Raw genomic sequence first — 26,986 nt, 5'->3', positions numbered from 1 at the left:
CCGCTCTTTATTTAACCAATTCAATCATTTTTAATGTCTTTAGAAAAACTGTTACTCCTACGCCGTTTTATTTCCACCACCGCCTTTTTTTCAATGCAAAGCGTGTTTTTCTTTTATTTAAAAGAGAAAGGGCTAGATAACGCCCAAATCGCTTTTTCCCTTTCATTGCTGTTGTTTTGTAATCAGGCGTTGGCAATTTTAGCCGGCATTTGGGGGGATCGCTACGGCTTGGCAAAAATGATGTTATTGGGCTGTTTATTAGATGTGGTCGCTTATATGCTGTTTTTGGCGGCGGATAATTACTTTATTTTATTGCTGGCAACCACTTGCTTTGGGTTGGGAAGCTGCTTGTTTGGCACTAATGCCAGAGCCTGTTTACTGGCGATTGCCGGCGATGAATATGCTGCTAAAACCCGTTTACAAGGCAAATATCTAAAAGTTACCAGTATGTCTTCAATGCTCGCCCCGCTGATTATTATTCCGTTTATTCGGTTTGAGATGATTGAAACGTTGATTTGGATCTGCTTTATTTTGGAAGCCGGCTTGTTTGCGTTTATGGTGAAACCTTTCTATTCGGTGGAAGGCGTGAATGGCGGTGTGAAATTTCGTTTCGCACAAATTAAGGAAATTATCAGCAAAGAGTTTTTGTTCGCTCACTTAATGTTGTTTGTGCCGCTGAGTGTGGCATCGTCCTATTTTATTATTTTTCCGTATTTATTCGACAATGTCCTGCACGCACCGGAGCATTCGCCGATTGCGTTGTTCATCAACGGTGTTTTAACCGTCAGTTTGCAATCGACTTTTTCTCGTAAAATCAACCTCACCAAACAGCAATTAATTTGGATTTCACCGTTATTAGCGGTGGCAATTATTGCCCCTTGGTTTATTGCAGTAAAAGTCGCAACTCTGACCGCTGCCTATATTTACACCGTGATTTTTACGGTGGTGGAAGTGTACGCCCTCACAGCAATGGCAAATTTGCTGGTGAAATTCGACAACGGCAAAAACCGAGGTTTCATTTTTGGTTCATCAAGACTGATTTTATCGATCACCACAATGATGACAATGAACTTAGTACCGCTTGTCTTTTTGGTGTAAACAAGCGGTCGTTTTTGAGAGATTTTTTGCAAATGAGAGGGATCATTTAATACAACACGTCCGCCAGCCATAGTCTGAATTTTAAGCTCAAATAGCTGGTGTAACCGGTGGTGTGGTGGGCAATTTTACCGTCTTTGATAATCAAGATGGTTGGGGTGGCTTGAATGTTCCAGCCTCGAGAGAAATCACCACTTGGGTCATTCAGAGTAGCAAAAGTGTAGCCGTTTTCATTGAGATAGGCTTGTACGTCATTTTCATCGCCGGATTTCAGGGCAACACCTAAAACTTCCGTGCCGTCATTCGCTAATTGCTGGATATTCGGCGAAACCACTTGGCAATAGTGGCACCAGCTTCCCCAGAAATAGAGTAGCATCGGCTTTTCGTGGCTCAACTGGGCGATCACTTTCGGCTGGTGTTGAATATCATAATGCACGGTTTGCTCAAATTTTGCCGGAGCGGAGGGCGAGCGATACCAATCGACCATCAGGCTAATAATGATAAACAGACTGCCGTAGAGGAAAATGTTTTTAACTAAGCGGGACAGGAGCGATTTTTTCTGCATAATATAAGTTATCTTAAATGGCAAAAACCTGTGAAATGCCTTCACAGGTTTTTTATTTGAGTTTGATTAGAGAATATCAAGCAATTCCACTTCAAACACTAAGGTTGCAAATGGTGGGATTGATGCACCTGCACCACGTTCGCCGTAGGCTAATTCTTGTGGAATGGTTAAACGCCATTTTGAGCCAACCGGCATTAATTGCAATGCTTCTGTCCAACCACGAATTACGCCGTTTACCGGGAATTCTGCCGGCTGACCACGTTTTACCGAGCTGTCAAACACAGTGCCGTCAATTAATGAACCGGTGTAGTGAACACGCACGGTTGAAGTCGCAGTCGGTTTTTCGCCTGTACCTTCGGTTAAAATTTCATATTGTAAACCACTGTCGGTAACGATTACACCGCTTGCTTTTTTATTCTCTTCCAAGAACGCTTTGTTTTCTGCATCAATCGCTTTAAATGCTTCCGCTTGAGCCGCTTCCGCACGCTGACCTAATTCTTGTAATGCTGCGGTCACTTCATTGATGTCGATTGCCGGCTCATTGTTGTTTAATACATCATAAATACCACGGGCAACGGCTTCTGAGTTTACGTCCATTCCGCTGCCTAAAAGTTGCTGACCAATTTGTAAACCGATACCGTAACCGCCTTTTGCTTCTACTGAATCTAATCCAACTGAATTGAAATCTAATGCCATTTTCTGTTCCTTTTGAGTTTATTGAATACTGTATTGAAAGAAATACGATTCACTTAATGGGGGTGAAATTTAAGAATACAAGGTGTGAAATGAACAAGCGGTTATTTTTCTGCAAAATTTTGCAACAAAATAACCGCTTGCAGAACATTAGAAAGTTAAATATGGAGCAACTTTCTCAATGGTTGCATCGCCAATGCCGGGAATGTTAGCCAGTTCTGCTGCATTTTTGATTTTACCGTGTTTTTTGCGGTATTCTACAATCGCTTTGGCTTTTGCTTCACCAATGCCGGTAAGCGATTGTAATTGCTCTTCGTTGGCAGTGTTGATATTCACTTTTTGTGATTTTTTCACTGCTGACATTTTTTCTGTTGCAGCTGCTTTCATTGAGGCTGCTTTTTCAGCGGTTGCGGTTTTGGCTGAATTTAAGGTTTCACGAGCAGTTGCAGCTTTCTCTGCGGTGGCGGCTTTTGCTTCCTGAGCTTTCACTTTCATTGTGTCGCTTGCCGAAGCCGCTTTCGCTTTGATCATATCGGTTTTTTCTGCTGTGGTAGCTTTTACTGTGTCCATTTTATTTTTGGCGGAATTTTTGATTGATTCGGTTTTGGCTTTTGCTGCCTCCATTTTTTCCGCAGAACCGACTTTTAACTCTGCCGCTTTCTCTTTCGTTGCTTCTTTAGCCGCAGTTGCTTTTTCGGCAACAGAGGCTTTAACTGCGTTCATTTGTTCAGCCGCAGTAGGTTGAGTAGTTTGTGCAAATGAAGTAGCTGAAACAGCCATTGCTACGCCCAATGCTAATAATGTTTTTAATGCTTTCATTGAAAATCCTTAAATATAAAAGAGGGAAAATAATTGAAAAAAACTGTATTTTAAGACTGATGCTTTAGATAAAAGTTCAATCGGTAGGGCGTAAATAGCTCGGTTGTTATTAAAACAACCGAGTATTGATGCTCACTAGAGAAGTAACATACTGCCCCATTTGATAATATCGAAGAAGAATTTATTATCATTGGTAGCAACTTTATCGCCTGATTTGGTTTGGTTGTTTGCATCTTCAATCATACCGCTTTGATACTGCCCTTTTACCACTGCTAAATCATTTTTCGCATTAGTGCGTAGGGTCGCACATTGTTTTTTCGGTAATGCTTCAACTGCTTCGTTATTTTTCAATTTTTTGAATAAATACTGAGCATAACCCATTGATTTTTCATCATTTTGAATGATTTTTACATACTGCTCGCCGATAATCTCTTCAAGCGGATAGAAAAACACATATTGCGAGAAAATATAAGAATCTTCTTTGGAAAAATGCTCTTGCTGAATACGGGTTAAATTGGGGTAGATACACTGTTTTGCCTGTTCGCTGGCAATCACCCATTTTTGAGCATTTTCTTCTGAAAGCACATAATCGGCATTCGCAAATTCGCCCGGGAAAGTTGTTTGTGTTGGATTTTCATTGGCGTTGGAACCGCAAGCGGCTAAAACCAAGCCTGTAGAAAGTAATGCTATTTTTCTTAACATTCTGACCTCTGTCTTAAAATTTTTGTGCATTGTAGCAAAAAAACAGCGGCTGACCATTGCAAATTTTCAGCGAAAAATGACCGCTTGTTTTTATCCCTTGGTTGAATCTGTTAAACTAACGGTAATGATTTCTCACAATGAATAGACTGATGACACAAGATTTCTCCACCCACACGCCAATGATGCAACAGTATTTACAACTCAAAGCTCAAAATCCGGACATTCTGTTGTTTTACCGAATGGGGGATTTTTATGAGCTGTTTTATGATGATGCGAAACGAGCGGCAGCGTTATTGGATATTTCGCTCACTAAGCGAGGGCAATCTGCCGGTGAGCCGATTCCGATGGCGGGTGTGCCTTATCACGCCGTGGAGGGCTATTTGGCGAAATTGGTGGCGTTGGGGGAATCGGTAGCAATTTGTGAACAGATTGGCGACCCAGCAACCTCAAAAGGGCCGGTAGAACGCAAAGTGGTACGGATTGTTACGCCGGGAACAGTTAGCGATGAGGCATTGTTACCCGAACGCCAAGATAACTTTGTGGCGGCAGTTTACGAAGAAAAAGGCACCTTTGCGATTGCTACGCTAGATATGACCTCCGGGCGGTTTTTAATCAGTGAACTTGCCAGCAAAGAGGCGCTATCCGCCGAGTTACAACGTGTACAACCGGCAGAAATTCTGTATGCGGAAGATTTTTCCGCTGCCTCAATTTTAACGAATTACAAAGGGTTACGCCGCCGTCCGGTGTGGGAATTTGAGCTGGTAACGGCGATTCAGCTGCTAAATCGCCAATTCGGCACGCAAACACTTGCCGGATTTGGGGTGGAAAAAGCGGTAGTGGCACTTTGTGCTGCCGGCTGTGTCTTGCATTATGCCCAAGAAACGCAACGCACCGCTTTACCGCACATTAACGCAATTCATTTGGCACAACATAGCGATACTATTTTGCTCGATGCTGCCACCCGTCGTAATTTAGAATTGACCCAAAACTTAGCGGGTGGCACGGAAAACACACTTGCGGCGGTGCTAGATAAATGTGTGACCCCAATGGGAAGTCGCCTGCTCAAGCGTTGGATTCATCAGCCGATTCGGGATTGTGGCAAATTGCAAGCCAGACAACAAGCGATAGCAGCATTGATACAATATGAGAGAATGCCGGATTTACAGCCATTGTTGCAACAAGTTGGCGATATGGAGCGAATCCTTGCTCGAGTAGCGTTGCGTACGGCTCGCCCTCGTGATCTCACCCGACTACGCACGGCATTGGCTCAATTACCGGAAATTGCAAAAAATTCACAAAATCTGACCGCTAGTATCGATCAGCTTTTGGCTCAACTGGCGGATTTCAGCCAGTTGCACGATTTGCTGGAGCGGGCGATTATCGAAAACCCACCACAACTCATTCGTGATGGTGGTGTGATCGCAGAAGGTTACAATGCTGAGCTTGACGAATGGCGGCAACTTTCGGACGGGGCAACGCAATATCTGGAAAATTTGGAGATCAGAGAACGTGAAAGCACCGGCATTGATTCGCTGAAAATCGGCTTTAATGCGGTTCACGGCTATTACATTCAGATCAGCCAAGGGCAAGCACACAAAGCCCCGATTCACTATGTTCGCCGCCAAACGCTTAAAAATGCCGAGCGGTATATTATCCCTGAGCTGAAAACTTACGAAGACAAGGTGCTGAAAGCAAAAGGGGCATCTCTTGCCCTTGAAAAACAGCTTTATGATGAACTGTTTGATGTGTTAATGCCTCGCTTAGGCGAATTGCAATTAGCGGCGATGGTGCTGTCTGAACTTGATGTCTTAACCAACCTTGCCGAGCGAGCTGATAGTTTAGGCTATGTTTGCCCGAGCTTTAGCCCGATGCGAATGGTGAATATCAAAGGCGGCAGACACCCGGTGGTGGAGCAGGTTTTAACCGAACCGTTTATTGCCAATCCTGTATTTCTGAACTCTCAACGACATTTATTGATTGTAACCGGCCCGAATATGGGCGGTAAAAGCACCTATATGCGACAAATTGCCCTGATTACGCTGATGGCTTATATCGGCAGTTTTGTGCCGGCAGAAAGTGCGGAAATCGGCCCGATTGACCGCATTTTCACCCGAATTGGAGCAAGCGATGATTTAGCCTCCGGTCGCTCAACCTTTATGGTGGAAATGACCGAGATGGCGAATATTCTGCACCAAGCCACAGAAAACAGCTTGGTGTTGATTGATGAAATCGGGCGAGGCACTTCAACCTATGACGGTTTATCGCTGGCGTGGGCGTGTGCTGAATGGCTGGCGAAGAAAACTCAGTCGCTTACTTTGTTTGCAACCCACTATTTTGAACTCACCGGCTTGCCGAATCAGCTCAAAGGGGTGGCGAATGTACATTTAGACGCTCGTGAACATCAAGACAGTATTGTGTTTATGCACTCGGTGCAAGAAGGGGCAGCAAGCAAAAGCTACGGCTTGGCAGTGGCAGCCTTGGCGGGCGTACCAAAGCAAGTGATTCAACTGGCAAAACAGCGTTTGGCACATTTGGAGGAAATCTCCCACCAAACCAAACAAGCAAACGAACACCCACAGGCAGATTTATTATTCTCTGCTGATTTAGCCGAAGATTTGCAAAAAAATGAACAATTTCAACCGCTTGCAAACACAGAAAGTGAGGTTGAAAAAGCCTTAAAAGCTCTTCAGCCTGATGAGCTTACCCCAAGACAAGCGTTAGATGAGTTGTATCGCTTGAAAAAATTGTTGGGGTAAATAGCGTTAAAAAGGTAAAAATAGTAATGAAAGGGATACAATCTAAAAATCAACTTCAAAAAGATATTCAAGAAAAAATTTCATTAATGTTTGAGCAATCATTAACGGAAGAACAGCGTTTCTTGCTAGATATAATGAATGGAAAAATTGAACTTTTTTCTCACGATGAAGTGATGGAAAGTTTAAAAGATGTGTTAAAAAATGGTTTAGAACGAAAGTGAATAAATAGCCCCGTTTAAGGGGCTATTTTGTTTAGAACGTATGTGAAAACTCAATATAGACACGGTTTTTGTCATAACTATAGAAGCTATGATTGCTTTTTACCTTATTATATTGCCACGTTAAGCGAGGGGTGATGCCCTTAAAATGCAAGGCTCTGTGCCAGATGCTGGCTTGTACGCCATATTCACGGTTGCGTTGTGTAATTTGGAAAATCGGCATGGGTGCACGGTATTGTTTACGGGCGTAGCTCGCACTTAATTGGGTAGAAAGCCCGTTCTTCCACTCTTGTCCCCAACCAATAGAAACACCTCGGCGAATAAAGCTATCATCTAAATCACGGGTGCTGGTGCGATTAAAATTCGCCCCCACAAACCAATATTGCCAGCTGTTAGGGTAAAAATAGAGGCTAGGTGCGATAAAATGATAGTTGCCGTCTAAATGTTGGCGGCGAGTGTAACGCTGTTCCGCATATTCGTAGCTGATTGCAGATTGCCACTGTGGAGTAATCCAATATTGCCAGCGGGCATTCACACCGCCTGCGTTGGAGTAACGCTTGGTGCTTTCGGTTTGGCTTGAGCCACCGGCATACCACATCTGTTCAAAAAACGGCAACAAGGTGATTTTTTGCTTTGCATTTTGATAACCCAAGCCGAGGCTTTCTCTGAGCGAATATTCGTTATATTTTTTGTTGTTCCAGTAATATTTGCCGTTTCCGTTTAAACGAAACTCGTGGAAGAAACCATTGCCCCAAGACCACTTTTTATCTGCCTCAAGGTAAAATCCGACCCCTTGGGCAGATTCTTTTTTCGGTGCAGTCCAGTTGCCATAGGTTGTGCCTGCATTTGGGGCATTGTTGATATTCGGGTCATTCAAATAGGTTAAGCCGCCTTGAAAACTCCATTGATCTTGCTTGCCAATCGCCTCCAAATAGCTATTGACCGCATTTGCAATTTCTTGCGGTAATTTGTCCGCTTGTAACTTATAAAATTGAGCCTCTGCTGCCTCATTTTCCCGATTTTCAAACAATGCAACCGCTAATTGCATACGGATTGGCTGATTTTCAGGGTATTTTGCCAGTAACTGGCGGTAGCCTTTTATTGCCTCTGAATAATGCTGTTTGGCTTTAGCGTTTACCGCCTCCGCCCATTGGACAATCTCGCTGTTTTGCACACCGGTGGGTAATTGTTGATAAATCGGCAGTAAGAATTGCACGTTTTCGCTATGATTCGTTACCAAAGCGGTTAGCATCGCAGAGTTGAGTAGCTCCGGCTGTTGCAGAAGCTGCTGGCTTGAAATAGCGATTGGCTTGGTATTATTCTGCGTATTTAATTGCTGTGGTCTGGCTCGATTATCCGGTTTTTCCAATGCGGGGTTTTCCTGCATTCGCTGGTTATCCATTTTTTCTTGAAGTTGAGCCGGCGTGGTTTCCGCAAATGCCAGGTTTGAGGTAAGGATTAAAAGCGTTGAGACTATTTTTTTCATAAAGCTATCTTTTATTTGAATAGAAAAGGCTATTTTTCAATAGCCTTTAGTGAAGAGTTTTGAGGTTGTTTTGCTATATTTTTCATTAAGTTAAATATATATAGCTTTAAATATACCTACTATATGCTACTAAATAAAGTATGCAATATTTGTTATGCTTTGTAAATAAGAGGAAAGAGCTCCATTTTGGGTAGAAAATAGCTCATTGCTTGGAACTTTAAATGGTTATTTCACCAACTCAACCACTTCCTTCGTCAATTTCCCAATCTCCGCCCACTTCTGCGCTTTAATCAGGGATTTCTCCACAAACCAAGAGCCGCCGCAGGCAACTACATTGGGAATGGCGAGGTAGTCGTTGATGTTTTGTGGCGAGATGCCGCCGGTCGGCATAATTTGTAAGTTGGCGTAAGGGCCGAGAAGGGCTTTAATCATTTTCACCCCGCCACTGGCTTCGGCAGGGAAAAATTTAACTGCTTGTATGCCAAGTTCGAGGGCGGCTTCAATCGCCATCGGGTTGTTCACACCCGGTGTAACCGGCAAACCTAATTCTTGGCAATATTTAACGATAGTAGGATTAAAGCCCGGGGTCACAATGCAATCTGCCCCTGCGTTTTTGGCGGCAAGGACTTGTTCTTTGGTTAGCACCGTGCCGGCAGCGATTAACACCTCCGGATAGTGTTGGTGAACCAGCTTAATCGCCTCTTCGGCAGCTTCCGAGCGGAAAGTGATTTCCACCACCGGTAAACCGTTTTCGGAAAGGGTTTTCGCCAGCGGTAAAATATCTTCTGCTTTATCCAAAGCAATCACGGGAACAACTTTCAGTTGTCTTAATTTTTCAATGATTTGTTCGGTGGTATAACGCATTTCTAGCCTCATTATGTTGTATTGCAAGCGGTCGCTTTTGTAAAAAATGTTGCAAATTGAACCGCTTGTCTGTTATTTACTTTGATTATTCAAACTGCGATTTCAGATGAGCAGTGGCGGATTTGGCAATAATCGCCCCTTTGTGCTGAATGACGATACCGGCAACGGCATTTCCTTGCTGGCAACAAGTGACAACATCTTTACCCAATAAATAACCGTTAAGGAAGCCGGCATTAAAGGAATCGCCGGCGGAAGTGGTATCGACCACGTTTTCCACTGCAACGGTCGGCACAAAAGTCTGCTCCCCGTTTTGCAACACCGTTGCCCCCAGCGAGCCTTGTTTCACCACAATGGTGTGAATGCCATATTGAGCCAGACGGTCAAAGGTGGCTTGTTCATTCACATCACCCCAAAGCAGTTGTTCGTCATCAAAGGTAACGAGAGCTAAATCGACTAATTGCAATAGCTCGGCATAGTGAGCTTGGGCTGCCGCCTGACTTTCCCACAGTTTCGGGCGATAATTGCTGTCAAAGGCGATTTTCACCCCTTGGGTTTTCAGCTCACGCAGCTGTGCAATCAACAAAGTGCGGTCGTTTTCAGGCAAGATGGCAAGGCTGATACCGCTCAAGTAAATTATATCCACCTCGCGTAACGCCGAGAGTGCTTTGGGATAGCCGGGGTGTTGCAACAAGTAGCGGGCGGCAGATTGATTTCGCCAATAGAGGAACGTCCGCTCGCCCTGCTTATCCAACTGAATCAGATACAGCCCCGGCTGACGGTGCTCATCACGCAATACAAAATTGATGTTGATATTATCCGCCTGCCACGCCGCTAACATTCCCTGACTGAGTTTATCCGTGCCGAGAGCGGAGAGATAACGCACCTCAATTTGTTCAGGCGAACTCACCCGAGCCAAATAGGTGGCGGTGTTGAGCGAATCCCCTCCGTAGGTTTGGTGCATCTCCCCAAATGGCTCCCCGTTTAACTCAATCATACATTCACCAAGAATGGCGAGTTTTTTCATTGCTATCTCCTATTTGAAATAACCTTTGGCATTGTCATAGCAAATATTTTTCACCATATTGCCCAGTAAGTTGAGATCGTTTGGTGCTTCACCCCGTTCCACCCAACTACCAATCATTTCGCAAAGAATACGGCGGAAATATTCGTGGCGGGTGTAAGATAAGAAACTACGGGAATCAGTCAGCATTCCAACAAATTGGCTGAGCAAGCCTAATTGTGAAAGCTGTTGCAGTTGGCGTTCCATTCCGTCTTTCTGATCATTGAACCACCAGCCTGAACCAAATTGGATTTTGCCCGCAATGCCACCGGTTTGGAAATTGCCGATCATACTGCCGAGCATTTCGTTATCACGTGGGTTTAAGCAATATAAAATGGTTTTCGGAAGTTGGTCGGTTTGATCCATACTGTCTAATAAACGGGAGAGTGGCTCGGCAAAAGTGCGGTCGCCAATGGAATCAAATCCGCTGTCTGCCCCGAGCAGCTTAAACATACGGCTGTTATTATTGCGGATTGCCCCAATGTGCATTTGCATCACCCAGTTACGTTTGTGGTATTCCGTGCCTAACCAGACTAATAATGCCGTGCTGAATTGTGCGATTTCCTCTTCTGCAAGCGGTTGATTTTGCAATCTTTTTTGCAAAATATGGGTAAGTTTTGTTTCATCAGGAATAGCGGCAAAACGTACGATTTCAATGCCGTGATCGGCGGATTTACACCCCTGCTGATCGAAATGTTCAATGCGTTTTAGTAGTGCCTGCTTTAATTTATCAAAAGTGTTGATGTCAATATCAGCGACTTTACCAAGTTGCTCAACGTAGTCATTAAATAGCGGCAGTTCGATTTTAAATGCTCGGTCAGGTCGGAAACTTGGCACAACTTCAATGCCAAAGGTGTTATCTTCTGCAATCGCTTTGTGGTATTCCAAAGAATCAATCGGGTCATCAGTAGTTCCGACTAATTTCACATTCATCTGTTGCATAATGCCACGGGCGGAAAATTCAGGCTGTTGCAGTAATGCTTTGCCTTGATGCCAAATTTTTTCTGCGGTTTGTGGTGAAAATAACGTGTTGGTAATCCCAAACGGACGGCGAAGTTCTAAATGCGTCCAATGGTAAATCGGGTTGCCGATACATTTTGGCACAGTTTGTGCAAAGGCTAAATATTTGCTGTATTTATCGGCATCGCCCGTAATCAAACGTTCTTCCACACCGGCAGAACGCATCGCCCGCCATTTGTAGTGATCGCCTTCCAGCCAGATTTCGGCTAAATCGTTAAATTGGCGATTTTCCGCAATTTCTTTTGGGTTTAAATGGCAGTGGTAGTCAAAAATCGGCTGATCTTTGGCATAGTCGTGATAGAGCTTTTGTGCCGTTGGGGTTGAGAGTAAAAAGTCTTCACATAAAAATTGTTTCATACCAACCTCTTAGGCTATACACCACTATAAGCAGAGAAACCACCATCTACAGGCACAATCACACCGTTTACGAAACTGGAGTATTGGCTATCCACTAAGAAGAGCAATGCACCGAGTAATTCTTCCGGTTCACCAAAACGCCCCATCGGAGTATTGGTAAGAATTTTATTGGCACGAGCAGTTGGATTGCCTTCGCTGTCAAAGAGTAAACCTCGATTTTGGTTACTGACTAAGAAGCCGGGGGCAATAGCATTACAGCGAATGCCGACTTTAGAGAAGTAAACCGCAAGCCATTGAGTAAAGTTGCTGATGGCAGCTTTAGCTCCGGAATAGGCAGGGATTTTTGTTAATGGTGTGAAAGCATTCATACTGGAAATATTGACAATATTTGCCCCCGCTTTGCCAATCATATCTTTAGCGAAAACTTGGGTTGGTAATAATGTTCCTAAGTAGTTGAGATTAAATACAAATTCAATACCGGATTTATCTAATTCAAAGAACGATTTTGTGCTGTCTGCTAAATCTAAAGTGTGAAATTCATTATCAGTGGTTGCTTTAGGGCTATTACCACCGGCACCATTAATTAAAATATCGCAAGTGCCGAAATCTGCTGCAATTTGGTCTCGTACTGCTTTAATGTTATCTAATTCTAAGACATTCGTTTGGTAGGCTTTGGCTGTACCGCCTTGTGCGTTGATTTCATCAGCGACTTTTTGTGCAGAGTCTAAATTAAGATCAAGTAATGCCACTTTTGCTTTAGTTTTCGCTAATTCTTTGGCTAAGAATGCACACAAAACACCACCGGCACCGGTAACAACAATGACTTTATCTTGTAAGTTGTGATTTTTTGCAATATCCATAATCTGTCCTTTCTATCTGGTTATAAAGATCTATTGCTACCCACAGGTAGCAATAGAACGATTGATTGACCACTATTTTGCGGCAGGAGCAAGTGCATCGATTTTTTCAACCAATCCACCAATGACCGGATTGGCTTTTGCTTCATCTTTCATCGGTTTGGTTGCATCAATAAATGGTTGTTTTTCAACGGTGATAAATTCAACGCCCATTTGCTCTTGTGCTTTTTTCTTCTCTTCGGCAATCATTTTTGCCCATAACTCTTTATGAGACATCATTGAATTATCTGCGGCCGTTTTAAGGGCTTTTTGTTGTTCAGGTGTTAATTTAGCCCAAGTCTTTTCACTAATGAGTAGCACATCAGGAATCATTGTATGTTCATCTTGGCTGAAGATTTTTGATACTTCACCGTGACGAGCCAATGTTAATGCGGTTTCATTGTTTTCTGCTGCATCAACCACTTTTTGTTGTAATGCGGTGTAGAGTTCGCCATAGGCTAGTGGGGTTGCTGAACCACCAAGAAGTTCCATCATCTTGACTGCACTTGGGCTTGGCTGAACACGCACTTTTAAGCCTTTTAAGTCTGCCGGTGTTTTAATCGCTTTATTGGCGTAGAAACTACGGGCGCCACCATCATAGTAGGTTAAACCGATAAATCCTTTTCCTTTAGAGGCTTCCAAGATTTTTTGACCGACTTCCGGATCTTTTAATGCTGTGTAGTAGTGATCGACATTTTGGAATAGATAAGGAATGTTAAATGCACCATAAGTCGGTTCAAATGATTCCATTTCACTGGCGTTTGATTTTGCCATATCGAGCGAACCTGCTTGTAGTAATTCAATCGATTCACGTTGAGTACCTAATTGGCTGTTCGGATAAACACGAATGACGACTTCTCCATTGGTTAATTCTTTGACTTCATCCGCCATTTTTTGCATTGAAATATGAACAGGGTGTGTTTTGTCGTTATTGTGATTTAGCTTTAACGTGGTTTTTGCTGAGGCAGAAAAGGCTAATCCCAGAGATAATGCGGTGGCTAATGAAGCTGAAAGAAGGGTTTTTCTCGTGAACATATATGTTCTCCTTACTAAGTTGGAAATGTGGAACCTGCAATTCATTGTTACTGCATTGACTAAATTGTTGACTTATCATACAAAGCGATCTTGAACATATCAAACCAATTTTGCTAAATTTGTGAACCAGATCACAAAATCAACAAAGAATTGTTGCTAAAAAAGCCAGAAAACAGCAGAATTGGTTCACCAATTTAGGTTTTTCTGTTTCAAAAGAGAGGTCGTATGGATAGTTTTGTTTTAAAAATTGATAAAATTTTATCTACGTTATGCGTTGTCATTAGCATTTTGCTTGTAGGTTGCGTGGTATGGCAGGTCTTTTCTCGCTTTATTTTAAAAGCACCAAGCGTATATACCGATGAGTTGGCACGTTTTTCATTTATTTGGGTAGGTTTGATTGGTGCTGCTTATGCGTTTGGTCAGAAAAAGCATTTAGCCATCGATTTGTTGGCAACGAAATTGGAATCCTCACCGGATAAATTAAAACGCTTACATTTTGTCGTTAATCTGATCAGTTTATGTTTTATTGTGCTGATTATGTGCTATGGCGGTGTGAAGTTAGTGAATGATACTATCAATGCCGGTCAGGTCTCGCCTGTTTTAGGTGTACAGATGGGGTTGATTTATAGTGCTATTCCATTAAGCGGCTTTTTTATGTTGGTTTATGTTATTCGTGACTTATTTGCGATAGCAAAACCTGTCCCTTCATTACATTAATTTAGGAGAACGTATTATGGAATGGTCTGTCGTTCTTGTACTTTGTACCACCTTCTTCCTTTTTCTATTCATTGGTGTACCAATTTCTTTTTCGATTGGCTTAGCCTCTCTACTGACGGTGATGATGTCAATTCCGTTTGATGCGGCAATTACCGTTATTACGCAAAAAATGGCATCAGGTTTAGATAGCTTCTCTCTACTTGCCATTCCATTCTTTATTCTTGCCGGCAATATTATGAATAGAGGTGGGATTGCATTACGTTTGATTGAATTTGCAAAAGTGATTGGCGGTCGTTTACCCGGTTCACTGGCTCACGTTAATGTGCTGGCAAATATGATGTTTGGTTCCATCTCAGGCTCGGCAGTGGCATCAGGGGCGGCAATGGGCGGTATTATGTCACCATTACAAAGAAAGGAAGGTTACGATCCTGCGTTTTCTGCTGCGGTAAACATTGCCTCTTGCCCAACGGGTTTGCTTATTCCGCCGAGTAATACATTTATTGTGTATTCATTGGTCACGGGAGGAACATCAATAGGGGCTTTATTCTTGGCAGGTTATATACCGGGCATTTTAATGGGGCTATCCATTATGCTCATCATCGGTTATATCGCTAAGAAACGGAATTATCCTGTTTCGCCAAAACCCACAAAATCAGAAGTGATTAAGAAAACGTTAGATGCCTTGCCTAGCCTCGGGTTAATCGTTGTGATTATGGGCGGCATTATCGGCGGTATTTTCACTGCTACTGAAGCTTCGGCATTTGCGGTTGTTTATACCTTAATTCTGGCGGTGTTGATTTATCGAGAAGTTTCCATTAAAGAGTTACCGAAAGTGATTTTAGATTCGGTTGTAACTACCGCAATCGTACTACTTTTAATTGGCACCTCAATGGGAATGTCTTGGGTAATGGCAAATGCCGATATTCCTTATACGATTAGTGACGGCTTACTTGCCATTTCAGATAATCCTATCGTGATTTTATTAATCATCAACATTATTTTACTTATTGTTGGTGTGTTTATGGATATGACACCTGCACTGCTTATCTTTACCCCTATCTTTTTCCCTATTGTTACTGATTTAGGTATGGATCCGGTGCATTTCGGGATTTTAATGGCGTTCAACTTATCCATCGGTATTTGTACTCCACCGGTCGGTAGTGCCTTATTTATTGGTTGTTCTGTAGGTGGTGTAAAAATCAATCAAGTGATCAAACCGTTATTACCTTTCTATACAGCATTAATTTTAGCATTGTTATTAGTGACTTATGTTCCTTCATTAAGTCTTGCCCTACCGCAACTCTTATTGGGTTATTAAATCGAGGACTTTCACGTGAAAACATTAAAAAATTGGCAGTTTATTAAAAACGAAAATAACCGAATTGATATTCAGTGTGAGAGAGGTATCGGATTACATATTTTTGTATTAGAACAGGATATGTTTCGAGTGGCTTTTACTCGTAATAATGAATTTAAAGTGCCTGCAACCTGGGCAATTAGCCCTAATCAAGCTGATATTCAATGGGAAGGACGGGATAAATGGTCTGTGGACGGTTTTGCTTTACCCGATTATGAAATTAAAGCCTTTGCAAATTTTTTAGAAATTTCGACCGCTTGCTTAAAAGTGATTGTTCATCAACCGCTTTATTTGGAATGGCAATATAAGGCAGGTAATGGATGGAAAACCTTTGCATCAGATCGCAAAACCGGTGCTTATTTATTTGGGGTGTCTAACACTAATGTGACCCATTATTTAAATCGTCATCTCAGTGAACAATATTATGGTTTAGGTGAAAAAACAGGTAACTTAAACCGCCACGGTCGCCGTTTTGAAATGCGTAATATCGATGCAATGGGATATAACGCAGAGTCTATGGATCCGCTTTATAAGCATATTCCATTTTATATCACGCACACAGAAGAGGTCAGCTACGGTATTTATTACGATAACTTAGCTCCGTGTTGGTTTGTGCTGGGTAGCGAAATTGATAACTACCACGCTTATTACCGCAATTACAAAGCAGAAGATGGAGACCTAGATTACTATATGATTCTAGGCCCTCAAATCCTTGATGTGACTAAAAAATATACTCAGCTTACTGGTGGTACTATTTTCGGGCCTCGTTGGAGTTTAGGTTATAGCGGTTCAACAATGAGCTATACCGATGCACCAGATGCACAAGAACAGCTGAAAAAATTTGTGGATTTATGTCGTGAACATAATATTCCGTGTGATTCATTCCAGTTATCCTCCGGCTATACTTCCATTAACGGTAAACGTTATGTGTTTAACTGGAATTACGACAAAGTGCCGCAGCCAAAATTAATGAGTCAGTATTTTTCTGATGCAGGAATGCACTTAGCTGCCAATATAAAACCCTGTATGTTGCAAGATCACCCTCGCTACGATGAAGTTGCCGAGAAAGGCTTGTTTATTCAGGATTCGGAATCTGATAACCCGGAACGTTCAATGTTTTGGGACGATGAAGGCTCTCACTTAGATTTCACTAATCCGGCAACAGTGGCGTGGTGGAAAGCCAATGTGAAATCACAGTTGCTGGAAATGGGCATTAGCTCAACTTGGAATGATAATAACGAGTTTGAGGTTTGGGACGATTATGCTAAATGCCATTTCTTCGGCAAAGGGTTGCCAGTGAAGTTAATTCGCCCACTTCAACCCTTGCTGATGATGAAAGCCTCTTTTGAAGCTCAACAAGAGTTTGCACCGAATATTCGCCCTTATTTGATTTCTCGTTCGGGTTCAACCGGAATGAATCGCTATGTACAGACGTGGTCAGGTGACAACCGTACCAGCTGGCATACCTTAAAATATAATATCAAAATGGGCTTAGGAATGAGTTTGTCAGCCCTTTATAACGTTGGACACGATGTAGGTGGTTTTTCCGGTAATAAGCCTGATCCGGAATTATTTGTTCGCTGGGTTCAAAATGGAGTAATGCACCCTCGTTTTACTATCCACTCTTGGAACGATGATAAAACGGTGAATGAGCCTTGGATGTATCCTGAGGTAACGAATATTATCCGAGATACGATTCAGCTACGTTATCGCTTAATGCCATATATCTATAACTTATTATGGTTAGCACATAAACACGCAGAACCAATGCTACGCCCAACCTTTTTAGATCACGAAAATGATGCAAACACTTTTGCTGAAAATGATGATTACTTATTCGGCAGAGATTTATTAGTGGCTTCTGTGGTGGAGGCTGGGCAACGTCAACGTGAGGTCTATTTACCTTGTAATTATACGGGTTGGTATGATTTTTATACTCACCAATGGTACTATGGCGGTGAGAACGTGACGGTTGATGCACCGTTGGAACGTATTCCTTTATTCCTAAGAGCAGGTTCTATTATCCCACTAGGTTTAAAAGGGCGTGCTAACACATTAACCGATGATTATCGTGAATTATTAATTATGCCGTTTATTGATCAGGGCAAAACCAACCTCTCTATTTTTGATGATGATGGTGTCAGTTTTGATTATTTAAGCGGTAAACATTTAACCTTAGCTATTGAGTTAATTTGTACCAATCAAACGATTGAAATCAATTTAACCAAAACAGGGCAGTATGAGCCACAGTATAAAGAATGGGTCTTTAGATTGCCTCATAAGGAGCAACGCCGATTAATCATAAACGGTAAACCTGTTGAAGATGGCTATGTATTACCCATTACAGATATTTAATAGAAGGCATTATGGCAGCTGAAGATCTACGCTCTTATAAAAAAATCGGGCAAGAATTAAAAGCAGAATTATTAAGTGGTGCATACAAAGTAGGGGATAAATTACCGCCGGAGCGTGATTTATCTAATTACTTTAATGTCAGCCGTACCGTTATTCGTGAAGCACTGATTATGCTTGAGCTGGAAAATTTAATTGAAGTGCGTAAAGGCTCCGGTGTTTATGTGATTAATTTACCCAAATCAAATGCTGAGGAAACGGAAGAGTTACCTGATGTTGGTCCTTTTGAATTGTTGCAAGCAAGGCAGCTATTGGAAAGTAGTATTGCCGAGTTCGCTGCTATTCAAGCCACTCGGGCAGATGTTTTACACTTAAAAGAGATTTTAGAGCGTGAACGCAGAACCTTAGAACACGGTGATGAAGATTATGTTGCAGATGAAGATTTTCATAAAGCGATTGCTGAAATAACGCAAAATGAAGTGATTATCCGTATGCAAAAAGATTTATGGGAGTATCGAACCAATAGCCCGATGTGGAAAGGGTTACATTCACATATTCCCGATCAAAGTTACCGCACGTTATGGTTAAAAGATCACGAAAATATTATTGCGGCAATACAGCGTAAAGATCCTGTATTGGCACGAAAAATGATGTGGCAGCATTTGGAAAATGTGAAACAAAAACTGTTTGAATTATCGGATTTAGCTGATCCAAATTTTGATGGTTATCTGTTTAATGTTAGCCCTTTGGCTGTCAATTTTTAATTAGATGAGGAGTTTACGATGGAACAAGCATGGCGTTGGTATGGCCCAAATGATCCGGTATCTTTAGATGATGTAAGACAAGCAGGAGCAACGGGGATTGTGACAGCGTTGCACCATATTCCTAACGGACAGGTGTGGTCGATTGAGGAAATTAATAAACGTAAAGCATTGTTAGCTGAAAAAGGACTGGTTTGGTCGGTGGTAGAAAGTGTGCCTGTTCACGAAGAAATCAAAACTCAAACCGGCAACTATCAGCAATGGATTGATAACTATAAGCAAACCTTGCGTAATCTGGCAAGCTGTGGCATTGATACGGTGTGCTATAACTTTATGCCGGTGTTAGATTGGACTCGTACCGATCTGGAGTATGAAATGCCTGACGGCTCAAAAGCATTGCGTTTTGACCAAGTGGTGTTTGCGGCGTTTGAGTTATATATCTTAAAACGTCCGGGAGCGGAAGCAACTTATTCATCAGCAGAACAAGCCGAAGCCAAAGCCTATTTTGAGCAGATGAGCGAAGCTGATATTGCAAAATTAACCAAAAATATCATTGCCGGTTTGCCGGGGTCTGAGGAAGGTTATACGCTCGAAGAATTCCAAGCACAGCTTGACCGCTATAAAGAGATCTCTGCTGAAAAATTCCGTACCCATTTAGCTTATTTCTTAAATGAGATTGTGCCGGTTGCACAAGAAGTGGGCATTCGTATGGCAATTCACCCTGACGATCCGCCCCGCCCGATTTTAGGCCTGCCACGCATTGTTTCAACCATCGAGGATATGCAATGGTTTGTGGAAACTCAACCGCTTGCAGCCAATGGTTTCACGTTCTGTACCGGTTCATACGGTGTATTAGCCGAGAATGATTTGGTCAAAATGGCAGAGCAGTTTGCAGATCGCATTTATTTTGCCCACTTACGAGCTACCCAACGTGAAGAAAATCCACAAAGCTTCCACGAGGCGGATCATCTTGCCGGTGATGTCGATATGTTTGGAGTGGTGAAAGCATTACTTACCGAAGAATATCGTCGCAAAGCAAATGGCGATCACCGCTTAATTCCAATGCGTCCGGATCACGGTCATCAAATGTTAGATGACCTCAAAAAGAAAACCAACCCAGGCTATTCTGCGATTGGTCGTTTAAGAGGATTAGCAGAGTTCCGTGGATTGGAGTTGGCACTTAAGAAAGTCTATTTTAACAATTAGCCTTATTTATTATAATGCCCTCTACTGTAGAGGGCATTTTATAGTTTGATATGTTCAAAAAATATTTCGGCGAAATAATCCTTTTTCTCGTTACCTTTATTGCTGCAGCGGGTTGGTTTTTCTCTAAGCATGCTTTGGTGGGATTACCGCCTATTGGTTTTATGGGAGGACGTTTTATATTAGCCTCTTTGATTCTTCTGCCTTTTTCTTATCGAGAGCTGTATCGTTTAGATAAGGTTCAAGTTAAATATTCGGTGATTACTGGTCTTACTTACGGAATTTATACTATTTTTTGGGTATTGGGGCTGGCTTTTAGTACAGTGTTTGGTGAAGGGGCTTTTTTGGTGAGCCTTGCGATGCTGATTGCTCCTTTGCTCTCTTGGTTGATATTCAAACATACGCCACCGAAGATTTTTTGGTTAGCCTTACCCATTGCATTAAGTGGGCTTTACTTTCTTTCTGCGGAGAAAGGCATCTTTCATTTTTCCTTAGGCAGTACGATTTTTCTGGTGTCATCAGTGTTTGGGGCGTTATATTTTGTGTTAAATAATCAATACGCCAAACAAGTCTCATTGTTTCCATTAATTACTATCCAATTGGCGATGGTCGGTGCGGTCTGTAGCTTGTATTCCTATTTTATGGAAAGTTGGCATTTCCCGATTCCCACTGAAGTGTGGTTCTGGTTTGCCGCAAGTGTATTGATTGCGACAAATTTACGTTTTTTAATGCAAACACTGGGGCAAAAATATTGCCATATTGGTACTTCTGCACTCATTATGTTACTTGAGCCGGCTTGGACATTGTTATTGAGCGTGATGTTATTGGGGGAACAACTTAGTGCGACAAAATGGCTAGGTTGCGGTTTGATTTTGATAGCCTTGATTATTTATCGACTCCCTATTCTACGACTCAAAAAATAGGTAAAACAAAAGCAAATATGCCATAGTATTGGAAGTAGTTAGGCATTTTAGAGTAAGTAACAAGCGGTCATTTTTGCAAAAAATCTTGCAAAAATGACCGCTTTCTTTCTTTTATCTGTCCAATCTGTGTTAAAATCCAACGCTTTTACAAGATAGAATGAGAAAATAAACGTGGAACAGAATTTAGTTGAATTTTTAACCAATACCTTAGATGATTTAAAAGCAAAAGATATTTTAGCCATTGATGTGAAAGGGAAATCCAGCATTACCGATACAATGATTTTAGCTACCGGCACATCGAGCCGTCACGTTGCTTCTACCGCAGAGCGTTTGATTACGGAAGCGAAACAAGCAGGATTTGAGGTGTTTGGTGAAGAGGGTAAAGCAGTTGCCGATTGGATTGTGGTCGATTTTGGTCAGGCAATGGTTCACTTGTTGCAATCCGATAGCCGTGAGATGTACCAATTAGAGAAACTTTGGGCGTAGCCAGTTCAATAAGGAACGACAAGCGGTAATGTTTGCAATATTTTTTGCAAATTAAACCGCTTGTAAGTGAAAGAGAGATGAAAATTCAATTAATTGCGGTTGGCACCAAAATGCCGGCGTGGGTGACGACAGGGTTTGAAGAGTATCAACGCCGTTTTCCGAAAGATATGCCGTTTGAGTTGGTGGAAATTCCGGCAGGAAAACGAGGCAAGAATGCCGATACCAAACGGATTCTTGAGCTTGAAGGCAAAGCAATGTTAGCCGCAGCAGGCAAAGCAAAAATCGTTACCTTGGATATTCCGGGCAAAGCGTGGACAACCGAACAGTTAGCTACTCAGTTAGAGGGCTGGAAAAACGATGGGCGAGATGTGGCGTTATTGATTGGCGGCCCAGAAGGATTATCGCCGGAATGCAAAGCCGCTGCCGAGCAGAGTTGGTCGTTGTCGCCTTTAACCTTACCACACCCGCTCGTGCGTGTGGTGGTGGCGGAGAGTTTGTATCGGGCGTGGTCGGTTACCATTAATCACCCTTATCATCGAAGTGAGTCATTTTAGATAGTGTTATATGTTTGGTAAATTAGCAAAATTCACAGCATCAAACCAGCGAGAAAAGGTGCGAGACGGGCAGGCAGAAAGCAATCTGTATGCTCGCCGTGCCTTAGTTGCATTTCTGGGGGTGTTGGCGTTAAGTGGTGTTTTATTAACCAACTTGTATCACTTACAAGTGGTGAATTATGAGGACTACCAAACCCGTTCAAACGGTAACCGCATTAAATTGTTGCCTGTGCCACCGGCCCGAGGCTTAATTTATGACCGTAACGGTAAAGTATTGGCGGAAAATTTAACTTATTTCGGGCTGTTTATTGTGCCTGAAAAGACGGAAAATATTGAGCAAACTTTAACCGAGCTGAAGGATATTGTTGGGCTGACGGACGAAGATATCGAGAATTATCATAAAGAGAAAAAACGCAGTTCTCGCTATACCCCGATTATGCTCAAAGGCAATTTGAACGAGACTCAGATGGCACGTTTTGCCGTGAATCAATACCGTTTTCCGAGTTTAGATGTGCAGGCGTATTACAAACGGAATTATCCTTACGGCGAACTTTTAACCCATATTATCGGTTATGTGGCGAAAATTAACGAAAATGACAAGAAAAAGCTACAAGAAGAGGGTAAATTCGGTAATTATGCCGGTTCGCACGATATGGGCAAATTGGGGATTGAGAAATTCTATGAAGACCAACTTCACGGTGTAACCGGTTTTGAAGAGGTAGAAATTAATAACCGAGGGAAAGTGATCCGTAAATTGCGTGACCAAGCAGGGGTTGCCGGTAGCAGTATTCGCTTGAGTATTGATGTGGAATTACAGCAATATGTGATGTCGTTAATTGCTAAGCATAAAGGGGCGGTGGTGGTGCTTGACCCTCGTGATAGCAGTATTTTAGCGATGGTCTCAAACCCGAGTTATGACAATAATTTATTTGTGGGCGGTATTTCAGGGCAAGCTTATAAAGCATTATTGGACGATCCAACCCGACCACTTTATAGCCGTACTACACAAGGCACTTATCCACCGGCTTCAACTATTAAGCCATTTATGGCGGTGGCAGGTTTGGAAGAGGGAATGATTACCCCTTCTACCACCATTTCAGACCCCGGCTATTGGATTTTGCCCGGCACTACACAACGTTATCGAGATTGGAAACGTAGCGGACACGGTGCAACTAATGTGAATAAAGCGATTACCGAATCCTCTGATACTTTTTTCTATCAATTAGCCTATAAAATGGGGATTGATAAAATGTCGGATTGGATGAAAAAATTCGGTTTCGGGGTGAAAACCGGTATCGATATTTTTGAGGAATCCGCAGGGGTAATGCCAACCCGTGAATGGAAACAAAAACGCTATAAAAAACCTTGGGTGCAGGGCGATACTATTCCGGTTGGGATTGGACAGGGCTACTGGATTTCGACCCCGTTACAGTTGGCGAAAGCCACTGCGGTGCTAATCAACAACGGCCGGGTGAATACCCCGCATTTAATGCTGGAAGTACAAAGCAGTAATTCGGTGACGCCATATCAAGATCCACTGTTGTATGAAGATATTAAAGACGTGCCGAGTGCTTACTGGAACTTGGCGAAACAGGGAATGTTTAATGTGGCTCACGCTGCCAACGGTACAGCTCGCAAAGTGTTTGCCGGTGCGTTTTATCACGCAGCGGGGAAAACCGGTACAGCGCAGGTGTTTAACTTAAACGGTAAGAATTACGATAAAAATGCGATTAAAAAAGAGCTACACGACCACGCGTGGTTTATTGGCTATGCCCCTTATGAACAGCCGAAAATGGTGGTGGCGTTAATTTTAGAAAATGCAGGGGGGGGCGGTAGTGCTGCGGCACCGGTGGCTCGTCAGATTATGGATTATGTTTTAAGAAAAGGTGTTGGCGAACAGCCGGATTCGCAAAATTCTGAGCAAAATCGACCGCTTGTTACAGAGGAAAATCATGAATAGTGGCTTTAAAAAACTTTTCTGGAAAATTTTTTCGCTCGATCTTCTGTTATTGGCAGGGCTGTTGGCGATTACTGGCTACGGCTTATTAGTGTTATACAGTGCAAGCGGTGCAAATGAGCGAATGTTTACCAGCAGGCTGATTCAAGTGTCGCTCGGGCTTGGGTTGATGTTGATAATGGCAATGGTGCCCCCTCGTTTTTATCAAAAAGTATCGCCTTATCTGTATGTTTTTTGTTTGGTTTTATTGATTTTAGTCGATTTAGTAGGCGAAACCAGTAAAGGGGCACAGCGTTGGTTGAATTTAGGCTTTGTTCGCTTTCAACCCTCTGAAATTGCCAAGCTCGCTGTGCCGCTGATGGTGGCAACTTATTTGGGTAAGCGACCGCTTCCTCCGAGTTTTAAAGATACCTTTATCGCACTCGCCATTATTATTATGCCAACTTTATTAGTGGCAATTCAGCCCGATTTAGGGACTGCAATTTTAGTTTGTTCTGCTGGGATTTTCGTGCTGTTTTTGGCGGGACTCAGTTGGAAATTAATTGGGGCGGGTGTGGTGTTTTTAGCCGGATTTATCCCGATAATGTGGTTTTTCTTAATGCACGATTATCAAAAAACCCGAGTGATGACGTTAATTGATCCTAATAAAGACCCGTTGGGTGCTGGCTATCATATTATTCAATCTAAAATTGCGATAGGCTCAGGAGGTATTAACGGCAAAGGTTGGATGGAAGGCACACAATCCCAGCTTGAATTTTTGCCTGAACCGCATACGGATTTTATTTTTGCGGTGTTAAGCGAAGAACATGGTATGATAGGCGTGCTGATTTTATTGGCGATTTATTTGTTTATTATTGCCCGAGGTTTAGTGATTGGCACAAAATCAGATTCTGCTTTTGGGCGTATTTTATCGGGCGGCACAGCCCTTTTATTCTTTGTTTACGTTTTTGTAAATATTGGTATGGTAAGTGGTATTTTACCGGTAGTCGGTGTACCATTACCGCTTTTCAGTTACGGTGGAACTTCCTATGTGACGCTGATGGCGGCATTTGGTTTGATGATGTCAACCTATGTTCACCGTAAGCGCGTAGGCAGTAATAATCCTTATGATAAACTGAAATAAATTAAACTTTTGCTTTTTTGCGGTATCAAAAAGCAGTGAAACGATCATCGTTACAAACAATAACGACATCCACATAGAGGAAAAAACTTATATGAGATTAGGTAAAATTGTAACCCTGTTGTTAGCTGGATTTCTGACTTTTAGCTCATTAAATTCTTTGGCTGCGACAAAGAATACAAAAGCTAAATCAAGTATTTCAACCAAGAAGCAAGCAACTTCTAAAGCAATAAAAAAAGTAGGTACTTCTAAAGTTAAGAAAAAAGAAGTAGTAGCTAAAGCCACAAAAAAGAAAACCATTTCTACTGTTACAACTAAGGCGATTAAATCTAAAAAAAAGTTGGCTCGCAAGGTTGTTAAGAAAACGGTAATTGCTAAGAAAAAATTGGTAAAGGGGCAACATAAGCTACTGGTTAAAAAACATTTTCAAACCGGTGTTGCTAGTTATTATGCAAATCAATTTAATGGTCGCCGAACCGCTAATGGGGAGACTTTCAACAACGCTAAAATGACGGCTGCACATCGAACTTTACCATTTGGTACTTTAATTGAAGTGACGAATTTACGAAACGGGCGTTCTGTGGTGGTTCGTGTGAATGATCGTGGACCTTATGCTCATGCACGGGTCTTGGATTTATCATCAGCCGCAGCGAAAAAAATCGGTATGCACCATTCGGGGACGGCAAGAGTGAAAATTGCGATTGTTGATAAGTCAAAATTGGGATCGACTAATCAGTTATATGTAATGAATTAATTTTAAGAGGAAATATGAAAAAAACATTAGTGAAAGCGATGAGCGTGGTAGGTCTTGCGGTTTCAAGCATTGCCTATGCAGATTTAAACACCAACTTCAATTTATCTGCACCCCAGATCAACGCACAAACCTATATTTTGATGGATTACAACTCCGGTGAAGTTTTGGTGAGTTTGAACCCAGATCAGCGTCAATATCCTGCATCATTAACCAAAATGATGACCAGTTATGTGGTGGGTGAAGCCTTAAAATCAGGGAAAGTGCAAAACAGCGATATGGTGACTGTCACCGAAAACTCGTGGGCGCAAAAATTCCCTGGTTCTTCATTAATGTTTTTAGATTTAAACAGCAAAGTCTCTGTAGGTGAGTTGATGAAAGGGCTGATTATCGTCTCTGGTAATGATGCTTCTGTTGCATTAGCTGAACACGTTTCCGGCTCACAAGTGGCTTTTGTGAATGAAATGAACAAATATGCCCAACAGTTTGGTTTAAAGAATACTCACTTTACCACCGTGCACGGTTTAGACGATCCGGAACAATATTCTTCTGCTCGTGATATGGCAATTATCGGCTCGCATATTATTCGTGATCAGCCTGAAGAGTATAAAATTTATTCGGAAAAAGAGTTCCAATATAACATCAAAAAACCACAACCAAACCGCAACGGATTATTGTGGGACAAAACCATTCAAGTTGATGGTATGAAAACCGGGCATACCGATAAAGCCGGCTATAACTTAGTCGCATCAGCAACCAACCCGAATACACGTTTAATTTCGGTGGTGATGGGCGTGCCAACTTATAAAGGCCGTGAAGTAGAAAGTAAGAAATTACTGCAATGGGGCTTTGCGAACTTTGAAACTATTAAATCTATTCCGGCAGCTCAATCGGTTGCCGAGCAAAGTGTCTATTATGGTGAAGCGAATAAGGTGCAATTAGGCTCGGTACAAGATAGCTTTGTGACTATTCCGAAAGGTCGCTCGGCAGATTTGAAAGCCCGTTATGAGTTAGAGAAGAAAAACCTTGAAGCCCCTTTAGTAAAAGGACAAGTAGTGGGTAAAATGATCTACCAACTTGACGGCAAAGATGTTGCAAGCACTAACTTACAAGTCTTACAAGATGTACCGGAAGCCGGTATTTTCGGTAAAGCGTGGGATTGGATTGCCCTTACCGTGAAGAGCCTGTTTGATTAATCTTGTGATTTGCCTTTTTATCCCCATCTAGGGAGCAATGCAA

Annotated in this window: 25 protein-coding genes; 15 read left to right on the top strand and 10 right to left on the bottom strand. The window is 42.3% G+C overall.

What is annotated here, in order from left to right; all coding sequences use genetic code 11:
- The first annotated feature begins 33 nt into the window (after positions 1 to 33).
- Positions 34 to 1,098 carry an MFS transporter gene (locus EL242_RS02530; RefSeq protein ID WP_126301368.1) on the top strand — a complete coding sequence of 355 codons (1,065 nt, stop codon included), beginning with the start codon at positions 34 to 36 and terminating at the stop codon, positions 1,096 to 1,098.
- A gap of 46 nt (positions 1,099 to 1,144) precedes the next feature.
- Here the strand turns inward: EL242_RS02530 and EL242_RS02525 are convergent, their stop codons facing one another.
- The 4 genes from EL242_RS02525 to EL242_RS02510 form a co-directional block, all read right to left on the bottom strand.
- Positions 1,145 to 1,660, bottom strand: coding sequence for a protein disulfide oxidoreductase (locus EL242_RS02525; RefSeq protein WP_126301367.1), 516 nt, complete (start codon positions 1,658 to 1,660; stop codon positions 1,145 to 1,147).
- 66 nt (positions 1,661 to 1,726) lie between these two features.
- Complete coding sequence (locus EL242_RS02520) at positions 1,727 to 2,356, bottom strand: FKBP-type peptidyl-prolyl cis-trans isomerase (RefSeq protein WP_126301366.1); 630 nt, start codon at positions 2,354 to 2,356, stop codon at positions 1,727 to 1,729.
- 147 nt (positions 2,357 to 2,503) lie between these two features.
- Positions 2,504 to 3,172 (bottom strand): ComEA family DNA-binding protein, encoded by a 669-nt coding sequence (locus EL242_RS02515; protein ID WP_232019682.1) that lies wholly within the window; start codon positions 3,170 to 3,172, stop codon positions 2,504 to 2,506.
- Positions 3,173 to 3,307: 135 nt separating this feature from the next.
- Positions 3,308 to 3,874: a DUF5358 domain-containing protein gene (locus tag EL242_RS02510; RefSeq protein ID WP_126301365.1), complete on the bottom strand. Its 567-nt coding sequence runs from the start codon at positions 3,872 to 3,874 to the stop codon at positions 3,308 to 3,310.
- Between the two features lie 149 nt (positions 3,875 to 4,023).
- Here EL242_RS02510 and mutS point away from each other — a divergent pair, with 149 nt between their 5' ends.
- Together mutS and EL242_RS02500 are read left to right on the top strand one after the other, a co-directional pair.
- Complete coding sequence (gene mutS, locus EL242_RS02505; protein ID WP_126302696.1) at positions 4,024 to 6,630, top strand: DNA mismatch repair protein MutS; 2,607 nt, start codon at positions 4,024 to 4,026, stop codon at positions 6,628 to 6,630.
- A 26-nt stretch (positions 6,631 to 6,656) separates the two neighbouring features.
- On the top strand, positions 6,657 to 6,851 hold the full coding sequence (locus EL242_RS02500) for a hypothetical protein (RefSeq protein WP_126301364.1): 195 nt from the start codon (positions 6,657 to 6,659) through the stop codon (positions 6,849 to 6,851).
- Positions 6,852 to 6,882: 31 nt separating this feature from the next.
- Here EL242_RS02500 and EL242_RS02495 read toward each other — a convergent pair whose 3' ends face one another.
- From EL242_RS02495 to EL242_RS02470, 6 genes are all read right to left on the bottom strand, one after another.
- Complete coding sequence (locus EL242_RS02495) at positions 6,883 to 8,334, bottom strand: surface lipoprotein assembly modifier (protein ID WP_126301363.1); 1,452 nt, start codon at positions 8,332 to 8,334, stop codon at positions 6,883 to 6,885.
- A 225-nt stretch (positions 8,335 to 8,559) separates the two neighbouring features.
- Positions 8,560 to 9,198: a bifunctional 4-hydroxy-2-oxoglutarate aldolase/2-dehydro-3-deoxy-phosphogluconate aldolase gene (locus EL242_RS02490; protein WP_126301362.1), complete on the bottom strand. Its 639-nt coding sequence runs from the start codon at positions 9,196 to 9,198 to the stop codon at positions 8,560 to 8,562.
- Positions 9,199 to 9,283: 85 nt separating this feature from the next.
- Positions 9,284 to 10,222 (bottom strand): sugar kinase, encoded by a 939-nt coding sequence (locus EL242_RS02485; RefSeq protein ID WP_126301361.1) that lies wholly within the window; start codon positions 10,220 to 10,222, stop codon positions 9,284 to 9,286.
- 9 nt (positions 10,223 to 10,231) lie between these two features.
- Positions 10,232 to 11,635: a glucuronate isomerase gene (uxaC, locus tag EL242_RS02480; RefSeq protein WP_126301360.1), complete on the bottom strand. Its 1,404-nt coding sequence runs from the start codon at positions 11,633 to 11,635 to the stop codon at positions 10,232 to 10,234.
- A 14-nt stretch (positions 11,636 to 11,649) separates the two neighbouring features.
- Positions 11,650 to 12,495 (bottom strand): SDR family oxidoreductase, encoded by an 846-nt coding sequence (locus tag EL242_RS02475; protein WP_126301359.1) that lies wholly within the window; start codon positions 12,493 to 12,495, stop codon positions 11,650 to 11,652.
- A 72-nt stretch (positions 12,496 to 12,567) separates the two neighbouring features.
- Positions 12,568 to 13,566 (bottom strand): TRAP transporter substrate-binding protein, encoded by a 999-nt coding sequence (locus EL242_RS02470; RefSeq protein ID WP_006251128.1) that lies wholly within the window; start codon positions 13,564 to 13,566, stop codon positions 12,568 to 12,570.
- Positions 13,567 to 13,791: 225 nt separating this feature from the next.
- Between EL242_RS02470 and EL242_RS02465 the strand changes: the two genes are divergently transcribed.
- The 12 genes from EL242_RS02465 (at position 13,792) to EL242_RS02410 (ending at position 26,943) form a co-directional block, all read left to right on the top strand.
- Positions 13,792 to 14,283, top strand: coding sequence for a TRAP transporter small permease (locus tag EL242_RS02465; protein WP_032848867.1), 492 nt, complete (start codon positions 13,792 to 13,794; stop codon positions 14,281 to 14,283).
- Positions 14,284 to 14,299: 16 nt separating this feature from the next.
- Entirely contained in the window at positions 14,300 to 15,601 is a 1,302-nt protein-coding gene (locus tag EL242_RS02460) for a TRAP transporter large permease (protein WP_126301358.1), read from the top strand.
- A gap of 15 nt (positions 15,602 to 15,616) precedes the next feature.
- Complete coding sequence (locus tag EL242_RS02455; RefSeq protein WP_126301357.1) at positions 15,617 to 17,995, top strand: TIM-barrel domain-containing protein; 2,379 nt, start codon at positions 15,617 to 15,619, stop codon at positions 17,993 to 17,995.
- Between the two features lie 11 nt (positions 17,996 to 18,006).
- Complete coding sequence (locus EL242_RS02450) at positions 18,007 to 18,756, top strand: FCD domain-containing protein (RefSeq protein WP_126301356.1); 750 nt, start codon at positions 18,007 to 18,009, stop codon at positions 18,754 to 18,756.
- A gap of 18 nt (positions 18,757 to 18,774) precedes the next feature.
- Entirely contained in the window at positions 18,775 to 19,959 is a 1,185-nt protein-coding gene (uxuA, locus tag EL242_RS02445; protein WP_126301355.1) for a mannonate dehydratase, read from the top strand.
- Between the two features lie 50 nt (positions 19,960 to 20,009).
- Entirely contained in the window at positions 20,010 to 20,879 is an 870-nt protein-coding gene (locus EL242_RS02440; RefSeq protein ID WP_126301354.1) for a DMT family transporter, read from the top strand.
- 171 nt (positions 20,880 to 21,050) lie between these two features.
- The gene (gene rsfS / locus EL242_RS02435; protein WP_126301353.1) at positions 21,051 to 21,365 is read left to right on the top strand and encodes a ribosome silencing factor; all 315 of its coding nucleotides are present in this window, start codon (positions 21,051 to 21,053) and stop codon (positions 21,363 to 21,365) included.
- A gap of 77 nt (positions 21,366 to 21,442) precedes the next feature.
- Entirely contained in the window at positions 21,443 to 21,919 is a 477-nt protein-coding gene (rlmH, locus tag EL242_RS02430) for a 23S rRNA (pseudouridine(1915)-N(3))-methyltransferase RlmH (protein ID WP_126301352.1), read from the top strand.
- Positions 21,920 to 21,929: 10 nt separating this feature from the next.
- Positions 21,930 to 23,879 (top strand): penicillin-binding protein 2, encoded by a 1,950-nt coding sequence (gene mrdA, locus EL242_RS02425; RefSeq protein ID WP_126301351.1) that lies wholly within the window; start codon positions 21,930 to 21,932, stop codon positions 23,877 to 23,879.
- Positions 23,872 to 24,999 carry a rod shape-determining protein RodA gene (rodA, locus tag EL242_RS02420; RefSeq protein ID WP_126301350.1) on the top strand — a complete coding sequence of 376 codons (1,128 nt, stop codon included), beginning with the start codon at positions 23,872 to 23,874 and terminating at the stop codon, positions 24,997 to 24,999. The genes mrdA and rodA overlap by 8 nt, the downstream gene beginning before the upstream one ends.
- 91 nt (positions 25,000 to 25,090) lie before the next feature.
- The gene (locus EL242_RS02415; RefSeq protein ID WP_126301349.1) at positions 25,091 to 25,750 is read left to right on the top strand and encodes a septal ring lytic transglycosylase RlpA family protein; all 660 of its coding nucleotides are present in this window, start codon (positions 25,091 to 25,093) and stop codon (positions 25,748 to 25,750) included.
- Positions 25,751 to 25,764: 14 nt separating this feature from the next.
- Positions 25,765 to 26,943, top strand: coding sequence for a serine hydrolase (locus EL242_RS02410; protein WP_126301348.1), 1,179 nt, complete (start codon positions 25,765 to 25,767; stop codon positions 26,941 to 26,943).
- Positions 26,944 to 26,986 lie beyond the last annotated feature (43 nt).

It is taken from the genome of Mannheimia haemolytica, assembly GCA_900638155.1.
In the GTDB taxonomy this organism is placed as follows: domain Bacteria; phylum Pseudomonadota; class Gammaproteobacteria; order Enterobacterales; family Pasteurellaceae; genus Mannheimia; species Mannheimia glucosida.
This window is presented reverse-complemented; position numbering and strand designations above follow the sequence as displayed.